This is a genomic window from Paenibacillus sp. FSL E2-0151 (assembly GCF_037993015.1).
In the GTDB taxonomy this organism is placed as follows: domain Bacteria; phylum Bacillota; class Bacilli; order Paenibacillales; family Paenibacillaceae; genus Paenibacillus; species Paenibacillus amylolyticus.
The window spans coordinates 2,788,625-2,810,422 of the sequence record NZ_CP150308.1; the positions used below are offsets into that span (position 1 = coordinate 2,788,625).

A 21,798-nucleotide genomic window follows, 5' to 3' on the forward strand; every position below is an offset into this window, starting at 1 on the left:
TAGTCACAAAAAACAATAAAGATATCGCTTTATTTTCCATAAATGTGTTATTATGTTGTTGTTGGACGAAGAATTCATTTGTTTGATCGATTAGAGAGAGGAGGCACGTATTCTCGATCATTCAATCTGTATGCATAGATTAACTGCACTGCTTGTTAAAAATAATAGAATAAGCGGAGGTATGGTTATGTTCAAAAAATGGAAGAAATTTGGCATCAGCGGCTTGGCACTGGTATTAGTGGCTGCGGTAGCCTTTACGGGATGGAGCGCTAAAGCATCAGCAGCGGACGCTTCGCAAATAGTGTCTGAGATGGGTGCAGGATGGAATCTTGGCAATCAGCTGGAAGCAGCGGTGAACGGTACACCGAATGAGACAGCTTGGGGCAATCCTACGGTAACTCCAGAGTTAATCAAAAAGGTAAAAGCGGCAGGCTTCAAATCCATTCGTATTCCCGTTTCCTATTTGAGTAACATTGGAAGCGCTCCCAATTATACAATCAATGCGGCATGGCTGAATCGAATTCAGCAAGTCGTGGATTATGCGTACAATGAAGGTCTGTATGTGATCATCAATATTCATGGTGATGGGTTTAATTCCGTACAGGGTGGATGGCTACTCGTGAATGGTGGCAATCAGACTGCCATTAAGGAAAAATATAAGAAGGTGTGGCAGCAGGTTGCCACCAAGTTTAGCAACTACAATGATCGTCTTATTTTTGAATCCATGAACGAAGTATTCGATGGTACCTATGGCAATCCAAACTCGGCCTATTACGCCAATCTGAACGCATACAATCAAATCTTCGTGGATACGGTTCGTCAGACTGGAGGTAACAACAATGCCAGATGGTTGCTGATTCCAGGCTGGAATACCAATATTGACTACACTGTTGGTAATTATGGCTTTGCTCTTCCAACAGATAATTACAGATCCTCAGCTATTCCTAGTTCGCAGAAGAGAATCATGATCTCAGCACACTATTACTCTCCGTGGGATTTTGCAGGTGAGGAAAACGGCAATATCACACAGTGGGGTGCAACTTCTACGAACCCTGCCAAAAAGTCTACTTGGGGCCAAGAGGATTATCTTGAATCGCAGTTTAAGTCCATGTACGACAAATTTGTGACTCAGGGCTATCCCGTAGTGATTGGTGAGTTCGGTTCCATTGATAAAACGTCCTATGATTCCAGCAACAATGTCTATCGTGCTGCTTACGCCAAAGCAGTTACAGCAAAAGCCAAGAAATACAAAATGGTTCCTGTTTATTGGGATAACGGGCATAACGGTCAACATGGATTCGCCTTGTTTAACCGTTCAAACAAAACCGTGACGCAGCAAAATATCATTAATGCCATCATGCAAGGTATGCAATAAATTACTGTCTGGCTGTATCCGTGTAAACGGCGTGTTCCTGTAAAAGGGACATGCCGTTTTTTTGTGCTACTGGAGATGAAGATGAACAACATTTACCAATGCATTTTACATAAGCCACATACAGAATTCATTAAATCCCACAATAGCTTTTATATACTTAATTTGCTTGATATAGCGAACTAAAAGGACTAGGTGGTAGACAGAATGTTAAAAAAACGTGATTTGCAGGAATGCCTTTCACTGTACAGCTTAATGATGGACCCCGCAGTCTCTCCTTACGTTCGTTATCAATGCCAATCGTATGAAGAATATCTATTCCTGACCAAACAATTGATGGTCGAAGAAGAGCAAAAGACAGTGATTTCCCGAACGATTTTGAATGAAACAGGGCAGCCTATTGGAACCATTGATCTATATCATATTGAGCATCAAAGCGGTTTTTTAGCCACTTGGATTGGTTCACCGTTTTTTGGAAACGGGTATAGCCAAAGAGCCAAATCAGCCTTTTTTGTTGAATTGTTTCTGGAACATGGGATTGAAACGGTATTTATGAAGATACGCAAGCAGAATATAAGATCCAGAAAAGCGGTACAAAAACTGCCTTATGTGAAGTTAGCCAATGATGTGTATCCAGATGTATATCAACGGATTAATTTGAATGAACAGATGTATGATCTGTATTATGTTGAACGGTCAGCCTTTTTCGAAAATAGTATGGATCTGCACCAAGTGGTAGCTACGTAACTTATTCAGAGAGCGTCAACAGCGGCGTCAGTGATGACGCCGCTATTTGATATGATGATATAGGAACGGACCGTTAATATAACATGCAGGAATATGGACTAGAGAATCGAAAGACATTAAGTAGATAACCTCATAAAAAGTGGACGGTTAATCAAGGAGGCATGAAATGAATAATATTAACAAGATTTTGGGTGTAGTCCTCATGCTTGGCAGTGTGTTTATTTCAACGATGGACAGAATTTCAATCCGAGTCTCTGTCGCTATAGTAGAAGCAGGATATGCGTCAGGAGGGACGAACGTACCCCAGTTTGCTCAGATGAACGAGCATCCAACAGGTTTACTCGTATACTTCATGTTTTTTGTTGGATTCATACTATTGGTGGCGGGATTCCCGGGGAGTTATAAGAAAAATCGTAATCATGGGTATAACAAGGAAGTTTAGCTTGAGGAGGGATGAAAGTGGCCCAACAGGAGGAAGTGTTATCAGGAGGTAATGTGAATCAGGTCGTCAGAATAGGTGAGACGGTTCGCCGGCATGTGAAGCCAAATCCATATGTGGTTGAACTGCTTTTACATCTCGAAAAAGTTGGTTATGATCATGCCCCTCGATTTCTGGGAATAGATGAACAGGGGAGAGAAACGCTCTCTTACCTCGAAGGCATCGTTCCAGGCAATGACTACCCTGATCTAGAAGAGTATATGTGGTCAGACGAATCTTTGATTGAAGTCGCAAAACTGTTGAGAAGTTACCATGATGCGACCATTGGATTTACAACAACATCAGTATCAACGAACAGATATCCAGGCATAACAGAAGATGAAGTTGTATGTCATAACGATTTTGCGCCGTATAATGTGGTGTACAAGGATGGCCGTCCTCAAGGCATTATTGATTTTGATATGGCGGGTCCGGGTCCGCGAATGTGGGATATCGCCTATGTCTTGTATACGTCCGTTCCACTCGCAAATTTCTCACCAGAGATGGACGGAAAGGGTGTAATGCCATACGTCAGCCAGGCACACGGAACTGTACGAAAAGAACGGATTGCCTTATTCATGGCTACGTACGGGCTGAGTGTTCCAGCAGATTTGAAGGATTGGGTCATATCACGTATCCGTTTCATGTGTAAAACACTGACTGATCGTGCGGCTGATGGAGATGTCGCTTTTATGAAGATGGTCGAAGAGGGGCATCTGGCCCACTATGAGAAAGAAGTCATTTTTCTTGAAAACCATTGGGATGAATGGGTTTGAAAGGTAATGCTAATGGACCGCGTGATAGCCTACGGGCTGGACAGCGGTTTTTTTGTTTTCATCTTTCAAATCCCTATAAATTCCTTTCTAATCATTTTCAACAATTGTGATCAACAATACAGCAATATAGTTCAGATTAGATCGAAATAACTGTGATACAATTCATTGTAAAGCGCTATCATTGTAAATTATTAAACTATATTGCTTTTTATATTCTGGGAAGGGAGATCTTACTGATGCTAACCATACACACCCCGACGAATATTGCTTTGCAGGAAAATGAAGTTTATGTGCGATCAGAAGCAGATAATTTTCAGGATGAATGGCCTGTTCATACGCATAATGGGTATGAGATACATTATTTTATTCAAGGAGATGCAACCTTTTTAATCGGTGACCGAATATATAAGCCGCTGCCTGGAGATATGTTTATATTCAGAGGCGGTGTGCCCCACCGAATCAATCCTTCAAGAGAAATGGTGTACAAGCGAAGTTTTGTCAATTTCACGGAATTATTGCTTTTGGACATGCTTGCTGTCAGTCAGTTGGAGAATCTGATGTCCATATTCCGTCATCCCAATGGGTTATTGGTGCATTGGCCTCCGGAGGAGCGTGAGTATATCACAGCTATATTTAAGGGAATCAAGGAGGAGATGGGGGCAGGAAATACAGGGTACAAAACAATGGTCAAATTAAGTCTTACCCAATTGCTACTGCGGATTTACCGGAAAACAACTAGTGAGCAATCCGCCAATCCTATCTTATGTTCTTCCCAGAAGCAGACAAGCGTAAGCCGGGTTCTTCATTATTTAAACCAGAACTATACGGAGAATGTTTCATTGGATGAACTGTCCAAAACACTCCATTTGAATAAATACTACATTTGTCATTCTTTCAAAGAGACGACGGGATATACCATAAGCAACTATGTTATACGGAAAAGAGTTGCAGAGGCCAAAAAATTGTTGCTGTCTACGGATGCACCGATTTTGTCCATATCTGAGACGCTAGGTTTTAACACACCTGTATATTTTAGCAGGGCCTTTAAACAATATGTGGGTGTATCACCACAGTTATTCCGTAAAAGTGAATTGCTCAACGAAGCCAAAATTCATTAGAACCTTCCAAGGAGATGTTGATATGACAAGAAGAACAACGTTTAAGCTCATCACTAGCATGGTATTGGTCATGTTACTCATCGTATTGACTGCTTGCGGAAAATCAGGTACCAATGCTAATCCAAAACAAACAACCCTGGATTTCCTGTGGTTCTCTGACGGAAAAGAAGGAGAAGTCATCAAGGAAATCATTAAAGATTATGAGCAGACCAATACCAAGGTTAAAATCAACCTGATTGAAGTTGGCTTCAAGGATATCCAAACCAAATTAAAAACAATGTTATCCGGTGGAAAGCCACCTGCTCTGAGCCGGGTCACGGATACCGGATCATTTGCTAATCAGGCGGTTGATCTGACACCTTACGTGGACAATGCGGACCAATTCGAGGATCAATTTATTGACTCACTTAAACCTTATTATGTTATTAATGACAAGCTGGTAGCGGCGCCTATGGATGTTACAGCGAATGGGCTTATTTATAACAAAACCTTATTTGATAAAGCGGGCGTCAAAGTACCGACCTCTCCTGACCAGGTATGGACGTGGGATGAATACACAGCTGCGTTAAAAGAGGTTATGGACAAAGGCGGAGCACGTTATGGCATGGTATGGGATGTCACACCGCATAGATGGTCCACTCTTTTGTATCAGAATGGCGGAAGCATCTTAACAGAGGATGGCACTGCAGCAGCGATTAACAGTGAAGCCGGAATCCGTAGCATGGAGCAGTTCAAGCAGCTTCATCAAGAAGGTATCATGCCCGAATCCGTATGGCTCGGAGGGGAAAATCCGAACAACCTGTTCCGTTCCGGGACGGTGGCTACCCACTGGGCTGGCAACTGGATGATCAGCAATTACAAGGATATCACCGATTTTGAATGGGGAGTCACCTATATGCCAAAAGGAACACAACGTTCTTCAGTGCCAGGCGGGAAGTTTCTGATGGCATTCAAAGGCAGCGGATATGAGCAGGAGGCGGCAGAATTTATTGAATACTTAACGTCCAAAGAAGTGAATTCAAAATATAACCAAGAATCATTGTTTATGAGTCCGCGGAAGGACAGCTCTGTATTGAATTATGAATTCGGCAAGGAGATGTTTGAAATTTTCGCAGATGAACTGAAGAACAGTTCGCCTCTTGCAGCTAATGACTGGTCCAGACAGACCATTATATCCAAAATTTCAACGGACCTAAAAAATAATATTGTTGAGGTTTTATCCGATAAGGCAACTCCGCAGGAGGCATTGGATCGAACAGCCAAGCTGATTAACGAGGCTATTGGCAGTCAATAAACGTAAAGCCATGTGGTTAATTCGTATACGGGGGCTTAGCGATTCCTGTAAAGCCTCCCTTTCGAATAACGCATAAGGAAGGGGCAAGCAGATGAGTGAAGGACAACGATTAAACAAAAATACGCTGGCAAAACAGAACAGGAAGCTCATTATTGCTCCTTATCTGTTTATACTACCCAACCTCCTGATCTTTGGAACTTTTATCGTATTTCCCTCTTTATTGGGCCTCTATTATTCCTTTCATGTCTATGATGGATTGAACCCAATGAAGTTCAACGGGCTGGATAATTATATCAAAATTATAGGGGATCGGGAATTTTGGTCGACCATCGGACGAACGGGGATTTATGCAGCGATTGTTGTCCCGCTAATATATGCAGCAGCGTTAGGCATTGCTTTGCTGCTTGCGCGCGAGATTAGAATGCGCGGGTTCTTCAGGGCCGTATTTTACTGGCCGACCATGATTTCTTACATTATCGTTGGATTGACCTGGAAGTGGATTTTCGGAGATTCATTTGGCATTTTGAATCATCTGTTAACCGTGGTTGGTGTGGAACCTGTCGGCTTTTTAACCTCTTCCTTTTGGGCAAATACGGCTGTAATCATCGCGACAGTATGGTCACGTGCAGGCTTTTTCATGGTCATTTTTATCGCGGGTTTGCAGGCTATACCTACGGATTATTATGAGGCTGCCCGCTTGGATGGGGCAACGGGAATGAAGGTGTTCCGCTATATCACGCTCCCGCTTTTGAAGCCGACAAGCTTGCTTGTTGTTATGCTGACTCTGATTGACGCGTTCAAAGCATTTCCACTTATGTTTGCGCTTACAGGTGGTGGTCCGGGCAAAGATACTACCTATATTGTTCAATATATTTATGAGATTGGCTTTAACAGACAGGAGCTCGGTCTGGCCAGTGCGATGTCGGTGATACTGTTTATCCTTATTGGTGGATTCTCGGCTCTGCAATTCCGTCTATCGAAAGGAGGGGCTACGTAATGGTAATGAAGCCTATGGTCAAAATCTTCATCTACAGTCTGTTAAGTGTTGCCGCAGTGGTGTGGCTCCTGCCTGTCCTGTGGGTCGTGATTTCTTCTCTAAAAACGAATAGCGATCTGTACAGCTTCCCTCCCAAGTTATGGCCGCAGCCAATCACCTTCGAGCATTTCAAGGAGGCATTCAGTAAAGGCGATTTTGGCTTGTATTTTATGAATAGTACAATCGTAACTGTAAGCTCAACGCTGCTACTGTTATTGATTAACTCCATGGCAGGTTTTGCATTGGCGAAATATCGCTTCCGCGGAAGCGCGATCATATTAATTGCTTTTGTCTCAACACTCATGATTCCGATTGAGGTAATTATGATCCCTATATTCAAAGTGCTGAGTGCACTGGGGTTGTATAATAGCCTACTCGCGATTATTATCCCGCCAGCAGCAACCCCAACAGGTGTGTTCCTTATGCGGCAGTATTTGTTGTCCGTACCGGACGAGCTGTTGGAAGCTGCCCGGATGGATGGAGCGGGCGAATGGAAAATTTACTGGAGCATTATTCTTCCGATAGCGAAGCCGATTCTTGCGGTGCTTGCAATCTTCTCCTTCATGTGGAGATGGGATGATTTTGTATGGCCGTTAATTGCGATTAGTGATCCATCGAAATATACGATTCAGCTTGCGCTCTCTAATTTTATTGGTGAATACAACGTGGATTGGGGAAGTTTGCTTGCGATGTCCGTCATCACGATGCTTCCGGTACTGATTGTTTTTATGGTTTTCCAGCGGTATTTTGTCAGCGGTATGATTACTTCAGGAATGAAAGGATGAGTTGAATGTCAGATACCACCCGGAGTGGGATGGATACCTTGAATTATAAACCTATGAAATTAGGTCACAATCAGGTCATTAATCATTGGATGATCAGCGGCATATATACAAAGCCTGTTGCCTTTGTTCCAACAACGATGGAGGGAGATATTAATGATTGGCTTATTGATGGTTTTGCCATTCATGAGAATCCATGCAGAAAGGAATTTGTAGAACATAGGAGAACGCAGCCTGTGAACCGATTTTTTGATCAATGGAGCGAGTTTCCTAGCCCGGGAGACGATTTCGTTGGAGAAGAGAACGGAATGCCTTGGGCACTGTATTCTCCTTGGAATAATCCACGGGTGGAGCAATCAGGATTTTGGTTTGTACCGACACATCTGCGCAGTTACGCGGCTACAAGACTCATTTCTCCGACTGCTCATACCGCTTCTTTGCGGATTAAGACCTATGGCAGTCTGACGTTGTGGGTGAATGGGGAAATGGTAACGGATTTTGCGCCACTCATGCGTAACAAGGAGCAGGAAATCGTAATTAAAGCTGAACTTTTAGCTGGAATTAATGAGATCTATGCCTGCTGGGAGGATCTGGCTGAGCGGGATACCATGTATGCTTTTGCGGTGGAATATTTGGGAGACGAGGAATTGGTGATTTCCCTGCCTATTGCTTCTCATTTGGCGGAGTCTGTAAAATCCGCAGAGGAAGCTCTCGAACAGGCTTATTTTCCTTCGGATCTCTTCAGAGGTGAGCAGATTAAGCTCAAGCTGCCGCTTCCCTTGCCGGATATCGTTAGAGAGGTTGATATCCAGTATGGCAATTTTTTTGACGGTACCGAAAATAAGACAATACACATCGCCGAAAAGGAAACGGACCTGGTCCTGGCACATACGAATCAACTCGGTCATCATTACGTATATTTCACGCTGGCTATTTCAGTTTCAAATGTTGTACTAACCAAGAAGTTTGGCTGCCAATCCTATGATACGAGCTATGATGAGGCTGCTCAGCAAGCTGCGGATATTGAAGCTCGCAAATCCCTGGCTCTGCGATGCATTGCCGAGAAGGGCAGTCCCAATATTCATAAGGCCATCGCCATGCTCAAAACAGGAGGCAATCTGAAAGAAGCGGAGAACATTTTGCTTGAGGGTGTGGAAGGGATCGAGCAACGGAAGGATTGCAGTGACTTCTATCTGGTGGGACTGTTCCGTCTTTGGAGAGATGAGCGAAATAGCGGTCTGTTCAGTGAATCGTTCTGGGATCGGGTAAAAGCAAGCATTCTGGGCTATCGATATTGGATTGATGAACCTGGCGATGATGTGATGTGGTTCTTCAGTGAGAATCATGCCTTGTTGTTCCATACCAATGAACTGTTAGCCGGACAGCTGTTTGGGGATGAAATGTTCAGCAACAGTGGTGAATCCGGTGAAGTACACCGTCAAAAAGCAGAGCAGAGGCTTGCATTATGGTTTGAGCGCTTTTTGGATGAAGGATTGGCAGAATGGAATTCAAGTGCATACATTCCGATTGATGCGGTTGGGTTGTTGCATATCTATGAATTTTCCCATAATGAACAGCTCAGACAGCAAGCCAAAAAGGCAATGGACCTGTTATTCTATTATATTACCGTTCAAATGCATCAAGGAGTCTTGTCCACAACGTTTGGGCGCAGCTATGAGAAGGAACTGCTGGGTGGTTATGCAGCGGGAACCACTTCAATGTGCTGGATCGCTTACGGCGTTGGCAATGTAAACAATTATTCAATAAGCAATGTTGCCTTGAGTTTATCGGATTACAGTCCTCCAGCAGCATATCAGGAGCATCTGTTGCTTGGAGAGAATCAGCAGTTGGTGTTCGCCAATCAGCAGGGTAAGGGAGGTTACGCCAAGCTCTATCATTGTCGGACCAGGGAATACTCCTTATCCTCAATCATTCGCTTTCGTCCAGGCAAGCCAGGTTATCAGGAGCATGTCCAGCATTTATCCCTGTCACCTGAGGCGCTGATCTGGGTGAATCATCCGGCAGAAATATACAAGCATGGGGATGGTCGACCTTGCTTCTGGGCTGGGAATGGGATATTGCCCGATGTTGTTCAGCATGAGGGGATCGCTTTGATGATGTTTGATATTCCTGCGGATCACAATTCTGACTGGACACATGCTTATTTTCCTACTCACTCCTTCACGGAATGGGTAAGGCATGAGAACTGGCACTTTGCCCGTTTGGATAAGGGTTATGCAGCTATATATGCGGCCAACGGGACGAGTATGGAGAGCAGCGGGGTGACAAGAGAACGTGAGCTTATTTCACCTGGCTTGCGTAACGCCTGGATTATAAGAGCAGGAAGCGAACAGCAATTCGGGTCATTTGACGCTTTTATCAACCAAGTTCGTTCTGCAAGCCCGCAATTCGATAATCAAGCTTTAACTCTCACTCTAACAGACCCGGTATATGGTCCAATTCAATGGGGAATGAACAAGCCTTTTCTTATTAAAGAAGAGGAAATTATACACGAAGGTTATGGAGTGAAGGGACAACTGAAGTTACTGGACATGGAGCGCTGAATCGTGTGTAAGAAACCAAGGGAGTGATAACCAACATGCTGAATCAAATGGTGCTGCAGGAGAGAATAAGCAAGGTATCCCAAGCGATGGAGTCTATGAAAAACACAAGCATCAATGAACAGTTTCCCATCGGACTAATCGACATACATCTATGGGAATGGCCGCAAGGTGTCGGTCTGTATGGCTTGCTTCAGCTCCATGAGGCAACGAAAGATCCCAAAGTGCTAGAATTTCTGGAATCATGGTATAATGCAAGGCTGATGGAAGGGGTACCGGAAAAAAATGTGAACACCTGCGCTCCGCTCCTTACTTTGATCTCATTATGCGAGCTGACCGGAAACAAGGAGTACGAACAGGTCTGTGAGGAGTGGAGCAGTTGGATCATGGATGGACTGCTGCGAACCGGAGATGGTGCGTTTCAACATATGATCACGGGAGATGCCAATGATGGTCAAATTCTGATTGATACCCTGTTTATGACGGTGCTATTTTTGGCCAAGGCAGGGGTATACTTCAAGAAACCCGACATGGTGGAAGAAGCCAAACGACAGTTCCTTGTGCATATCAAATATCTATATAACAAGAAAACCGGATTGTTCTATCATGGCTGGGATTTCAATGAAAATCATAACTATGGTGCTGTTCATTGGGGAAGAGGCAATGCATGGTATACGGCGGGAGTTATGGATTTCCTGAATATCATTCCGATCGAAGACGGGCTAAAGGCATATCTGTTGGATACAGCAACCGCTCAAGTCAGAGCACTGAGCAAGCTTCAAGGTGAGGATGGCATGTGGCACACTGTGCTGGATGATCCAACCTCTTACAAAGAAACCTCGGCAACGGCAGCGATTGGATACGGCATTCTCAAGGGAATCCGGTATGGATACCTGGATGAATCCTATCGCCAGAATGGCTTGAGTGCGCTTGAAGCGGTGTTGAAACAAATTGATGATAACGGAGTTGTACAGCAGGTGTCCTATGGTACACCTGTGGGGCAGGATGCTCAGTTTTATAAAGATATAGCGATCAGTCCGATGGGATATGGACAAGCACTTACGTTGTTTATCCTGATTGAGGGCTTGCGGGCTCCAACCGCCGAATAGAAAAAGGTGGACTTTGTGTGGAGGATAGGGGATACAGTTTCCTGTATCCTCCTTTTTGTTTTAGTAAGCTCGAATCTCGATTAATTCCGCATATCTGCTGCCATTTGTGGCATCAATTATGATTCTCAGAGCCTGAGCTGATACAGGGACATCCAGGGAATGAATAACTTTTCTTTTGTGATTTTCTTGCACACTTGCGACTTGTGTCCATTCGCCAGCCGGAGTCAGTACCTCCACGTGATAATCACGCACCAGCTCAGGCATCACACGGAATGTTGTGTGATGGTGATGTAAATTAACCAGATCCTCGTTCACATCATCATTAAACGTCAAGTGCAATTCAGCCAAGGTTTGTGGCTCTTCCCATGTCAGTTGTACCCATTCCGGCTTGCCAGACTGCATCGGCTGCGACATCCACTGCTGCGGTCCACCGAAGGGGCGATGGTAACCGTTGATCGTGTTGTCCGCTGAATAGGCCGTGGTCTCAGAGAGGGTACGACAGCAGAAGGGCTGACGCGCCAACCCCTGCATGGACCATAATACGACTGGCTGATCCGTGGCATGATCCTCCAGATTTTTGGACACGTGGTTTTCTTCTGTTTTGAAGAAGATCAGCACCCCGCTGTGTGCTTCTGTCGAATGGTAGAGTGAGACGGCTTTATTGGAGCGGATGATTATAAAAGCATTCTGCGGTTCTTCCGGTCGCCATTCGAGCGGCAGCTTCACCCACTGCGCAGTTCCTGTTGTAACGTTAACAGTCACCGTAACTTGTAACAAATGCGGGACGTAGTTCTCCTTACGCCCCGTATCCCACAGCTCTACCGTCAGTGCGGTATCGCTGGATGCATCCAGCAACAGCTCCAGGCCGCTGAGCACTGGATGCACAGGCAGCAGCAGGGCGACATCTGTACCCAGCGGGTACGTCTCGCCAGGCTGCTCAAGGGCGATGCCCGTCAGCGTGCTGGAGGCTGTAACCTGGGCACGCCGGGCCAGATCCAGCTCATCGTGGCTGCGCACCCCGATGATGGAAGCGTCCTGCCGCAGCAACGTCTGCTGCAGTACCGCCAGATGCCTCGCGTGCAGCTCGCGCGGCGATACCCCCATGGCCGCGCAGAGCGCTGCGCCCGTACCCGCGGCTTCGCCGATGACCGCGCATGTTGCCATGACGCGCGTTGTGCCGAAGGCGACATGTGATGCACTGATGTCGCGTCCGGCCATGAGCATATTCCGCACATTTGCGGAATACAGCGAGCGGAACGGCACGTGATATACGCCATCGGCATGCATATGCTTCGAGCCACTCGCTTCGGCGTACATGCCCTGCGGGGGATGCAGGTCAATGGACCATCCGCCAAAGGCAACGGCATCCGGGAACTCCCGCTGGCTGATAATATCGTTCTGGGTGAGTACATAGTCACCCGTGAAGCGGCGGTACTCCCTTTTGCCAGGTAGAGAACCAATCCACTCCAGCGTCATATGATCTGCATCAAACTTGCCGGAGTTCTTGATATAGTCCCAGATCCCGTAGATCACGGACCACAGTTCATCACGTATCAGCTCATTGTCATGAACGGTGTCATGTTCACCGCCCCATTCAATCCACCAATAATGACAACCGGAATCGCCGCTGCGAATGACCCGGCGAATCGGAATGCTGGTCTGTGTAATATCCTTGGCAAAAGAGGGCGGGATATAGCGGACAGGCGCACCAGCATCTTTGGTATAAAAGAGAAGTGTACTGCCCAGCGTGATCTGATCAGCCACCTCAGGTGCCCACTCTTCGCCATATTCGCTGCGGGCTTCCCGGCCGAGTGCAAACTTGGCTCCAGCCAGAAAGCCGACCAATCCATCACCCGTACAGTCCAGATAGATCTGGCTTTCGAATCGGATTTTGCGCTCAGAACCCATCATCCACCCGGTAACAGAGGTGATCATGCGTTCATCTCCATCCCCAGTGGCCTCGACTTCATGTACATCCGTGTTCAGGCACAGGCTGATGTTGGGTTCAGCTCGAACGGCTTCCAGAATGATCAAGTCCCAGAGATACGGGTTGCCTTCCGGGTTGCGGTACTGGTTCTCTACAAACAATTCCCCCATGATACCCGTCTCGCGGGCATAGCGGTTAATCCCGTGGGCGGTAGCGCCGCAGACCCATACGCGTACTTCACTGCTGGAATTGCCGCCAAGCACGGGGCGGTTCTGCACCAGCGCAACCTGCTGCCCCATGCGGGCAGCGGCTACCGCGGCGCATACACCAGCAAGTCCTCCGCCGATGACGGTGATGTCGTATTGTACATGCTCTTGTTTCATATCTGTGACCTCCTTAACTGAAGTTAGATCCACCTTGACTCCAACTACATATCTATAATTTCATCTTAGATTTATATATTCACTTTTTAAATGCACTATACTATCATCAAACATATACTTTATTTCACAGAAAGGGTGGTCAAGTCATGGAGCTGCTTAACCACATCTACTGGAAGCAAAAAGGGGAATTTGCTCTTACGGAAGATATCTATACGACTTGGGTGGCTTTTGCCGTCGAAGAGGGAATATTCCATTATGAGATTGGAGGTCAGATCGGAGAAGCGAGTTTTGGCGATCTGGTGCTGTGCCCCCCGGCGGTTCCTTTTCGGCGGACAGTCATTACCCCGCTGACATTTCACTATTTACAGTTTAGCAGTAGCCCGGAGGAGGAGGAGTTTCTGCCACCAGCCGGAAAATCGCTGATTAATGACACGAAGCGGTTAGCCTCGACGTACGCTTATTTACGCCAGGACAGTGAGGAGAATAAGGGGGAAGTTGCCCGTTGGAAGACACATTTTATGATGGATTTGTGGCAGTTGTATCAGGTGGAACGCAGACAGAATCGCTTAAAGGAGCGGAGATTTACCGAAGACGCACGAATGGCTGAAGCGGCAGCGCTGCTGGAGGAACGGGCGGAAGAGGAGATCAGCCTTCAGGAATTGGCGCAGCGACTGGCCTTGAGTCCGGTGCAGTTGACAAGGCGTTTCCGGGAAGCTTTTCAGGAGACGCCATCAGGCTATCTCAAACGGGTCCGTCTGAAAAAAGCGCAGAACCTCTTGGCTGACAGCAGCCTGACCCTTAACCAAATTGCCGAGCGATGCGGATATGAGAACGGTTTTTATCTAAGTAGAGTGTTCTCCAAAACGTTGGGCATAAGTCCATCTGAGTATCGCAGGAGACACAGGGTGTAGGCTGAAAGAAGTAAGCAGAAAGCTTGAAGACAACTTTAAAGACAACTTTTGAAGCCAGCGGAGCACCAGGTATACACTTCGTTACGGGTTGCCCAGATTATGGAGGAGCTGGTGCGAATGAGTGCAGAAGCAACGGATACTGCATTTCTAACCGAAATTAGAGGGGAAGTACATTTCAGTTGTAGATCATGGACGATTTATACTATAATTTACCATATGGAGTCCTTATCCGAACGTATGCCCCCCGTATCCGTTTGAATGAGGACTCTGATTTTATAACTAAAACCAAGGAGGTGGATATGGCCTTAGCCTTTGGAATAAGGAATTCATCCTAATATTCGATAAAGGAGAATGGAAGCGATGAGAAAAATGATATTTTTGAAAGCGCTTAAATTTGTTTTGATGATAACTTTGTTAGTTCCTTCGTATTGGGCAGCTCAGTCTGTTCATGCGGCAGAAGGGGAGAATACCTTGATTCTGAGTCATGATTTTGAAGATGGCACGGTCCAGAGCTGGAGCGGACGCGGTGAAGTAGAAACGCTTCATGCAAGCGCCGTTGCAGCTCGTACCGGAGATTATGGACTGGAAGTGAGCGGGCGTGCTATGACATGGCATGGGCCAGCGCTGGATGTGACAGAACTTTTGGAGGTGGGACAGACGTATGTGTTCACCGGCTGGGTGAAGCTTCCGGCGGGAGCGTCCAGCACAAACCTCAATATGTCTTTACAGCGTACCCTGCCAGATACAACACATTATGAAAATTTAACATTCGGTACCGCATCCGCAGGCGGATGGACCAAGCTTACTGCACAGTTTAAAATGCTGGAACCAGCGAATCAGTTATCGGTTTATTTTGAAGTGCCAGACCGTGCCACAGCTTCTTTTTATGTGGATGATTTCCGATTGGAGAAGTTGCCGGATCTCGGACCCATTGTGATCGAAGAAGACATTCCTTCCCTACAGGATGCTTTTGCGGGCAAGTTTCGAATTGGGACGGCCTTCACGAACAATGAACTGCTGACCGAACCTGACAAGCAGCTGCTTACGAAGCATTTTGATAGTCTGACACCAGGCAATGTTCTGAAATGGGACAGTACCGAGCCGCAAGAGGGTATGTATAATTTCAGCGGGTCGGATGCCGCAGTCGCTTTTGCAGCAGCGAACGGACAAGAGATACGTGGGCATACCCTCGTTTGGCATACACAAACTCCGGATTGGGTATTCCACGATGCCAACGGCAATCTGGTGAGCAAAACGGTGCTGTATGAACGGATGCAGCAGCATATTGAGACGGTAATGGAGCGTTATCAAGGCCAGATCTACGCTTGGGACGTTGTGAATGAAGTCATTGATGCCTCCGAGCCGGATGGCCTGCGGCGCAGTCTGTGGTACCAGATTGCCGGGGAAGAATATATTGAGAAAGCATTTGAATTCGCCCATGCAGCCGACCCGGATGCCAAGTTGTTCATTAATGATTACAATACCCATGAGCCGGCCAAAAGCCAGGCCCTCTACAATTTGATCACTCGCCTTCAAGCCAAGGGTGTGCCTATTGACGGAGTCGGCCATCAAACACACATCAGCCTCTTTTATCCAACCCTTTCGGAAATTGAGAGTTCCATTGTCAAATTTAAGGCGCTGGGCCTCGAAACACATATTACTGAGCTTGATGTAAGTGTATATTCCAATGATTCGCAATCTTATGATATCTTCCCGGAAGAACTGAAGACACAGCAGGCGGCGCTGTACAAGTCCCTGTTCCAGATCTTCCTGAGGCATACGGATACAGTCAAAAATGTTACCTTGTGGGGCAAGGATGATGCCAATACCTGGCTACGAACCTTCCCGGTCGCCCGCAACAACTGGCCGCTGCTTTTCGACGAGCGACTCCAGTCCAAGCCAGCCTATTGGTCCGTATTAGAGACGGTCCAGGTCGAGGCAGTACCTGCCGCTCCGCAGAATCTGACCGCCACTGCGGTTAGCGACAACAGCATCAATCTAAGCTGGAGTGCATCTGCAAGTGCGACCTCCTATACGGTAAACAGGTCGCTGACAGCAGCCGGACCGTATACATCTGTGGCCGCTGTATCGGGAACAAGCTATAAGGATATGGCGGTATCTGCTGGAACCACCTACTACTATGTGGTGAATGCGGTTAACAGCGTTGGGAAGAGTGTGAACTCCGTTCAAGCTTCCGCAAAGGTCCAGGGTGGAGGGCCGCCAGAGCCTGCTGGTAATCTGACTCTAGCCTATCGTGCAGGGGATACAAATCTGCTCGATAACCAAATGAAACCGCAGTTTGTTATTTACAATAACGGTACCTCCACAGTTAGCCTGAATGAACTGACAATTCGTTACTGGTATACAGTGGACGGGGAGAAACAACAATCCTTTTTCTGTGATTATGCACAGCTTGGAGGCAGTCAGATCAGCGGCAGCATAGTGAAACTGCCTGCACCTGTTCCTGGAGCGGACCATTATCTGGAACTGAAGTTCGGTACCGGAGCAGGCGTGATCCCGGTCGGAGGAACCTCTGGGGAGATACATACCCGGTTGCACAAAGCAGACTGGTCCAATTACAGCGAAGGGGATGATTATTCCTTTAACCCGCTGCAGACCTCTTTTGCCGATTGGACCAAGGTAACTCTTTACCGGAACGGCGAGCTTGTCTGGGGAGTGGAGCCTATATCCTAATTTGCTAAGTCGTTATATCTAGCCTAGCCGGAGATCCCAGATCTCCGGTTTTTTTAATGCAATAGAACAAATCTGTGTATCCGTATCCCGTCCCTGGCAACTGGTATCACATATCCATGCGAATGAGCCCGGCCCCGGCCGAAGCGGGGGAACTGATGGTATAATGATCTCAATAATTGCAGGGGGAGCGCTGAGGGGATGACAAAGCCCGACTGGAAGACCTTTTTGCCGCATAAGCTCAGGTATCGGCTGTTTGGTGCGTTTGTGGTGTTGATTCTGCTACCATTCAGCGTACTTAATGTCTACAACTATGGACAGATCGAATCTCTGGTTGAGCAAAAAATCAGCGAACAGAGCCACGAGCAACTGGTGCAGATGTATGGTTCTCTGGAGGACCAGATGAGTATTGCATTTAAAACCCTGATTTTTCTGGAACAGGATTCAGCCGTAAGAAACGCCCTGACTTCTCCAGACAATCGTTCTCCGCTTGAGAATAAGTCGTTGGTGGAAGAGAAGTTCAAGATGATCAACAACAGCTTTTTTCTATATAATCCTTCCGTGTACTTCACGCTGTTAGATTTTCATGATAACGTTTACACTTCGTATTTGCCCAAAAAAGCTCTGGCCTATGGCCCTTATCGGGAACAATTTCGCAAGCATCTTGGAGAAATGACCTTCATCAAGGGCAACACTGATTCAAACTCGTTTCCATCAGAAGAGTTACTCTACCGCTGGGATGCCCGGGATACCAACCATGTCCTGCGGGAGCTATCCTCCAGCCCGTATCTGTTGTCCCTCTATGCGTATATGAAGGACAGTGGCGGCAAAAGGTACGGAATGGCACGGATCAGCATCGATTATTCGTACTGGTTTCAGTCTATGCTGAAGGATTCGCAGAGCAATCAGGAGTATTTCCTGATTACTGGCAATGGGGAAACGATTGCCCGCTCGTCCGAAAAAGCGGTACTTTCCCCAGACGTGACCCGGGAAATTGCACTTCATCCGGCAGAGGCCTATCTGACGGATAATGATTCAGATACGCTGATTAACTACGTATACATCGAGTCACTGGACTGGTACATGGTAAATCGTATTCCACTAGCTGTGTTGTTTACGGAGATATCGGGGCTTAAGCAGCGCTATTTTTTAACGTTTTTTGGCTTCACAGCAGCATTTGTGCTCATGGCCTTTATGATCTCGGCGACGTTCACTCGGCCTTTATCACATCTGCAGAACCAGATGAAGGAGGTAGTACGCAAAAACCTCAAGGTCCGTATCCCTGAAGGCCGCAGCCGCGGAGAAGTGCTGGAACTGACCCGTACGTTCAATACGATGCTGGATGATGCCAATCAGATGATCAACAGACTCAAGGCGGAGGAACGCCAGAAGGAAGCGGTACATTTTCATATGCTCCTGGCCCAGATGAATCCGCACTTTCTCCTGAATACATTGAATACAATGAAATGGAGTGCGATCCGCAGCGGGAATGAAGAGATCTCCGAGATGTGTGTTTCCTTGGGCAAATTACTGGAGGTCAGCCTGAATTCACAGGTCGAATTGGTATACCTGAAGGACGAGATTGAGTTAGTTCAAGCCTACCTTCATATCCAGCGGATTCGTTACCGCGATAGCTTTGAGGTGACTTGTGAATTTGACGAAAAACTGGAGTATGCGCTCGTGCCCAAGCTGAGCTTGCAGCCACTGGTGGAGAATGCCATTCACCACGGTGTCGGGCCACTGGAGCAGCTTGGTCAGATCCGTATCAGCATTTACAGGCAAGACACAGGAAAACTGATGCTGGAGGTGGCCGACAACGGAATTGGCATGGAGGAATCCCGACGTCAGCAGATGACCCGCACACGTCCGGGGATCGGCCTGTCTAACCTTAAGGAACGATTGCGATTATTGTTCAAAGGCCAAAGTGAACTTGAAGTGATTGATACCAAGCCGGGGACATTAGTGAGGTTCAGCATTCCTTTTTTATTGTCGACGCCTTACTTACAGAAGCGGTCAGACTAGGGCGTGTCTGAAAACTCCGAAGGAAGCAGATTTTGCTGAATTTTCGTTCCAAGCAAGGAAGTTTTCCGCAGGCGTGCCGGGGCACGTCAAGGGGAAGTGACGCAGCATGGGGCGAAAAGGCGGTAAAAGATGCACTTCGCGAGTTTTGAGACACGTCCTACACGACTGGAGAGGGGAATCTGGCATGTGGAAAGTATTACTTGTAGAGGATGAGGTATTCGTACGAGAGTCGGTGCGAGAGATTATTTCCTGGGAAGAGCTGGGTTTCACGGTCATCGGAGAATCCGGTAACGGGACCGAAGCGCTGGCGATGATTATAGAGGATACACCGGATCTGGTACTGACCGATATTGTCATGCCAGGTATGGATGGTCTGGAATTACTCAAACAGACCCGTCAGGCCGGGTTGAAAACCAAATTTGTCATGCTCACCTGTATGGGGGAGTTCGAATATGTACGCCGTGCAATGGAATACGGGGCTTCCAATTATATTCTGAAACTATCCATGAGTGTGAATTCACTGCGTGATACACTCCGTAAAGTAAGTGCAGAACTGGGAGCTTCGACTGAAGCCCGGACAGAGACAGATCCTCATCAAGTGCCACCTTCCACATCGGTTCTCACATCAACGCCTGTTTCGCCTGATTCTCTTACGGTCCCTTCTGCGCCCCCGTCTGATACGGATCTTCCATTTACACCTGTTCGTGAGCCGATTGTGAAACATCCGGAGATTAGCAAAATAATTCAGTATATCGGACAGCATTACGACCAGGACATTACCGTCAAATCCATGTCACGATATGTGATGATGGGCGAGAATTATGTGAGTGCTTTGTTTAAAAAGAAAACCGGTCATACCCTGATTCATTACTTGCATGGGGTACGGATGGAGAAAGCGGCTGAATACTTGCGCGAGACGGACCTTCCTGTACAGGAGATTGGTTACCGGGTAGGGTTCGGAAGTGATAATTATTTCATTAAAATATTCAAGCGTTGGACCGGTTGCACGCCCAGCCAGTATCGCCATCGTTCGTGACTCACAGGATGAGTAGAAGGAATATGTGTACCGAGTGCTCAAGCAAGCACAAGTAAATCCGTATTTTTGTTCAATCCGAATCATGGATATGTATCTTATGAACCCAGCAAGGTCCCTGCTACGATGTAACGGAAGGTACACTTCAATTCAGGGAGGTCATGTGACCAGATGAGAATCAAAAAAGGATTAACGGGATTAATCGTAGGTGCGCTGATGCTGGGCTTGCTTGCCGGCTGTGTAGGTAAAAATGAGACGAACGGTGGAGATAACGGAGGTGGAGCGGCAGGGGGAAAAGTGAAGCTCACCATGTGGGGCGCGGTGCCGCCCGAGAATGGTCCACAGGAAGTGGTGGATACCTGGAATGCGGAACATCCTGATATTCAGGTGGAATATGTGCGGTTTGTGAATGACGATGATGGCAACCTGAAGCTGGATACGGCGCTGTCCACCGGGCAAAACGTTGACCTGTATGTCAACTATACCCTCACGAATCTGGATAAACGCATCAAGGGCGGTACAGCACTGGATCTGGGCGAGTTCACCGACTACAACATTGATGAGAAAATGGGTGAAGATGCGGCTTCCTGGAAAGTGGACGGAAAATATTACGGGATGCCAACCAAGAAAAACGCTGCCTTCTTCGCTTTAAATATGAAAGCGCTTGATCAGGCCGGACTGAGTGTACCTACAGCCTGGACATGGGATGAAGCTCGTGAATATGCACTCAAACTGAAGGCTGCTGGCTTCAAATACGGATTGGTGCAGCATACTGCTTCCTATGTAGACCCGCTCGATTCTGTTCTGGTGAAGAACGGCTATGTTAAGGCAGACGGTTCTTCCAATCTTGATGATCCACTCGTTACCAAATGGCTGGAGACGTTGAACGGAATGATGAAGGAGGATGCAACCACTCCTCCGCTCGGAGAGCAGCTGACTTCTAAAATGCCGGTGGAAAACATGTTCCTTGGCGGTGAGTCTGCCATGATTAATATCGGCGAATGGCTGATCCGCACATCAAACAATATGACCGAATTCCCGCGGGATTGGAAAATCGCCTTTGCCCCTGTACCGAGACTGGCTGCACAAGAAGCAGATATGGTGAAGAGTGGAGGACTTGGTGACTTTATTGCGATTAATTCCAAGTCAAAAAATAAAGAAGCCGCATGGGAGTTCCTGAAATGGTACGCCGATGGGGGAATGATGCCGATGGCTGCGGGTGGGCGTTTACCTTCCTCGAATGCGGTCGATCAGCAGACTGCCATTGATCATTTGCTTGGCGATTATGCCGATTCTTATGATAAAGAGTCACTGGAATTTGTGTTGTACGGTGACGAGACACCTACGTTTGTCCGCAGCATTGCGCAGGAAGTGGTTGATCTGCGTGCACAGGAGTATGAAAAGTTCTTCCTCGGTAACCAGACTGCCGAAGTTACGGTACAGAACATGGTCAAACGCCATAATGACTGGCTGAAGCAGAATCAATAGGTTGCAAAAGCAATGAGTCCAAAGGCCGTCCCAATGGGGCGGTTTTTTCTATATAAGCAATAGAACAATT

The 21,798-nt window shown here is 47.0% G+C and carries 16 protein-coding genes; 15 read left to right on the plus strand and 1 reads right to left on the minus strand.

What is annotated here, in order from left to right:
• The first annotated feature begins 187 nt into the window (after window positions 1-187).
• The 10 genes from MHI55_RS12975 (at window position 188) to MHI55_RS13020 (ending at window position 11,273) form a co-directional block, all read left to right on the plus strand.
• Window positions 188-1,375: a glycoside hydrolase family 5 protein gene (locus MHI55_RS12975; RefSeq protein ID WP_076249714.1), complete on the plus strand. Its 1,188-nt coding sequence runs from the start codon at window positions 188-190 to the stop codon at window positions 1,373-1,375.
• Between the two features lie 204 nt (window positions 1,376-1,579).
• Window positions 1,580-2,119 carry a GNAT family protein gene (locus MHI55_RS12980; protein WP_076249713.1) on the plus strand — a complete coding sequence of 180 codons (540 nt, stop codon included), beginning with the start codon at window positions 1,580-1,582 and terminating at the stop codon, window positions 2,117-2,119.
• Between the two features lie 166 nt (window positions 2,120-2,285).
• Entirely contained in the window at window positions 2,286-2,561 is a 276-nt protein-coding gene (locus MHI55_RS12985; protein WP_076249712.1) for a hypothetical protein, read from the plus strand.
• A gap of 11 nt (window positions 2,562-2,572) precedes the next feature.
• Window positions 2,573-3,373, plus strand: coding sequence for a phosphotransferase (locus MHI55_RS12990; protein ID WP_076249711.1), 801 nt, complete (start codon window positions 2,573-2,575; stop codon window positions 3,371-3,373).
• 236 nt (window positions 3,374-3,609) lie between these two features.
• The gene (locus MHI55_RS12995; protein WP_036609061.1) at window positions 3,610-4,491 is read left to right on the plus strand and encodes an AraC family transcriptional regulator; all 882 of its coding nucleotides are present in this window, start codon (window positions 3,610-3,612) and stop codon (window positions 4,489-4,491) included.
• A 22-nt stretch (window positions 4,492-4,513) separates the two neighbouring features.
• On the plus strand, window positions 4,514-5,785 hold the full coding sequence (locus tag MHI55_RS13000) for a sugar ABC transporter substrate-binding protein (protein ID WP_076249710.1): 1,272 nt from the start codon (window positions 4,514-4,516) through the stop codon (window positions 5,783-5,785).
• Between the two features lie 91 nt (window positions 5,786-5,876).
• Entirely contained in the window at window positions 5,877-6,782 is a 906-nt protein-coding gene (locus MHI55_RS13005) for a sugar ABC transporter permease (RefSeq protein ID WP_076249709.1), read from the plus strand.
• Complete coding sequence (locus MHI55_RS13010; RefSeq protein WP_036609056.1) at window positions 6,782-7,606, plus strand: carbohydrate ABC transporter permease; 825 nt, start codon at window positions 6,782-6,784, stop codon at window positions 7,604-7,606. Before MHI55_RS13005 ends, MHI55_RS13010 begins: the two co-directional genes overlap by 1 nt.
• Window positions 7,607-7,659: 53 nt before the next feature.
• On the plus strand, window positions 7,660-10,167 hold the full coding sequence (locus MHI55_RS13015; RefSeq protein WP_256719967.1) for a hypothetical protein: 2,508 nt from the start codon (window positions 7,660-7,662) through the stop codon (window positions 10,165-10,167).
• A gap of 35 nt (window positions 10,168-10,202) precedes the next feature.
• A complete protein-coding gene (locus MHI55_RS13020) occupies window positions 10,203-11,273 on the plus strand; it encodes a glycoside hydrolase family 88 protein (RefSeq protein ID WP_076249707.1) in 1,071 nt (356 codons plus the stop codon).
• A gap of 60 nt (window positions 11,274-11,333) precedes the next feature.
• On the opposite strand, the gene MHI55_RS13025 is transcribed toward MHI55_RS13020, so the two are convergent.
• On the minus strand, window positions 11,334-13,583 hold the full coding sequence (locus MHI55_RS13025) for an FAD-dependent oxidoreductase (RefSeq protein WP_340390185.1): 2,250 nt from the start codon (window positions 13,581-13,583) through the stop codon (window positions 11,334-11,336).
• Between the two features lie 146 nt (window positions 13,584-13,729).
• Between MHI55_RS13025 and MHI55_RS13030 the strand changes: the two genes are divergently transcribed.
• The 5 genes from MHI55_RS13030 (at window position 13,730) to MHI55_RS13050 (ending at window position 21,728) form a co-directional block, all read left to right on the plus strand.
• Window positions 13,730-14,494, plus strand: a complete 765-nt coding sequence (locus MHI55_RS13030; RefSeq protein ID WP_047842603.1) for an AraC family transcriptional regulator — start codon at window positions 13,730-13,732, stop codon at window positions 14,492-14,494.
• A 360-nt stretch (window positions 14,495-14,854) separates the two neighbouring features.
• The gene (locus MHI55_RS13035; protein WP_076249705.1) at window positions 14,855-17,188 is read left to right on the plus strand and encodes an endo-1,4-beta-xylanase; all 2,334 of its coding nucleotides are present in this window, start codon (window positions 14,855-14,857) and stop codon (window positions 17,186-17,188) included.
• Window positions 17,189-17,386: 198 nt separating this feature from the next.
• Window positions 17,387-19,207: a sensor histidine kinase gene (locus MHI55_RS13040; protein WP_076249704.1), complete on the plus strand. Its 1,821-nt coding sequence runs from the start codon at window positions 17,387-17,389 to the stop codon at window positions 19,205-19,207.
• A 184-nt stretch (window positions 19,208-19,391) separates the two neighbouring features.
• Window positions 19,392-20,243, plus strand: a complete 852-nt coding sequence (locus MHI55_RS13045) for a helix-turn-helix domain-containing protein (RefSeq protein ID WP_076249703.1) — start codon at window positions 19,392-19,394, stop codon at window positions 20,241-20,243.
• 168 nt (window positions 20,244-20,411) lie between these two features.
• Window positions 20,412-21,728, plus strand: coding sequence for an ABC transporter substrate-binding protein (locus MHI55_RS13050; protein ID WP_017688971.1), 1,317 nt, complete (start codon window positions 20,412-20,414; stop codon window positions 21,726-21,728).
• Window positions 21,729-21,798 lie beyond the last annotated feature (70 nt).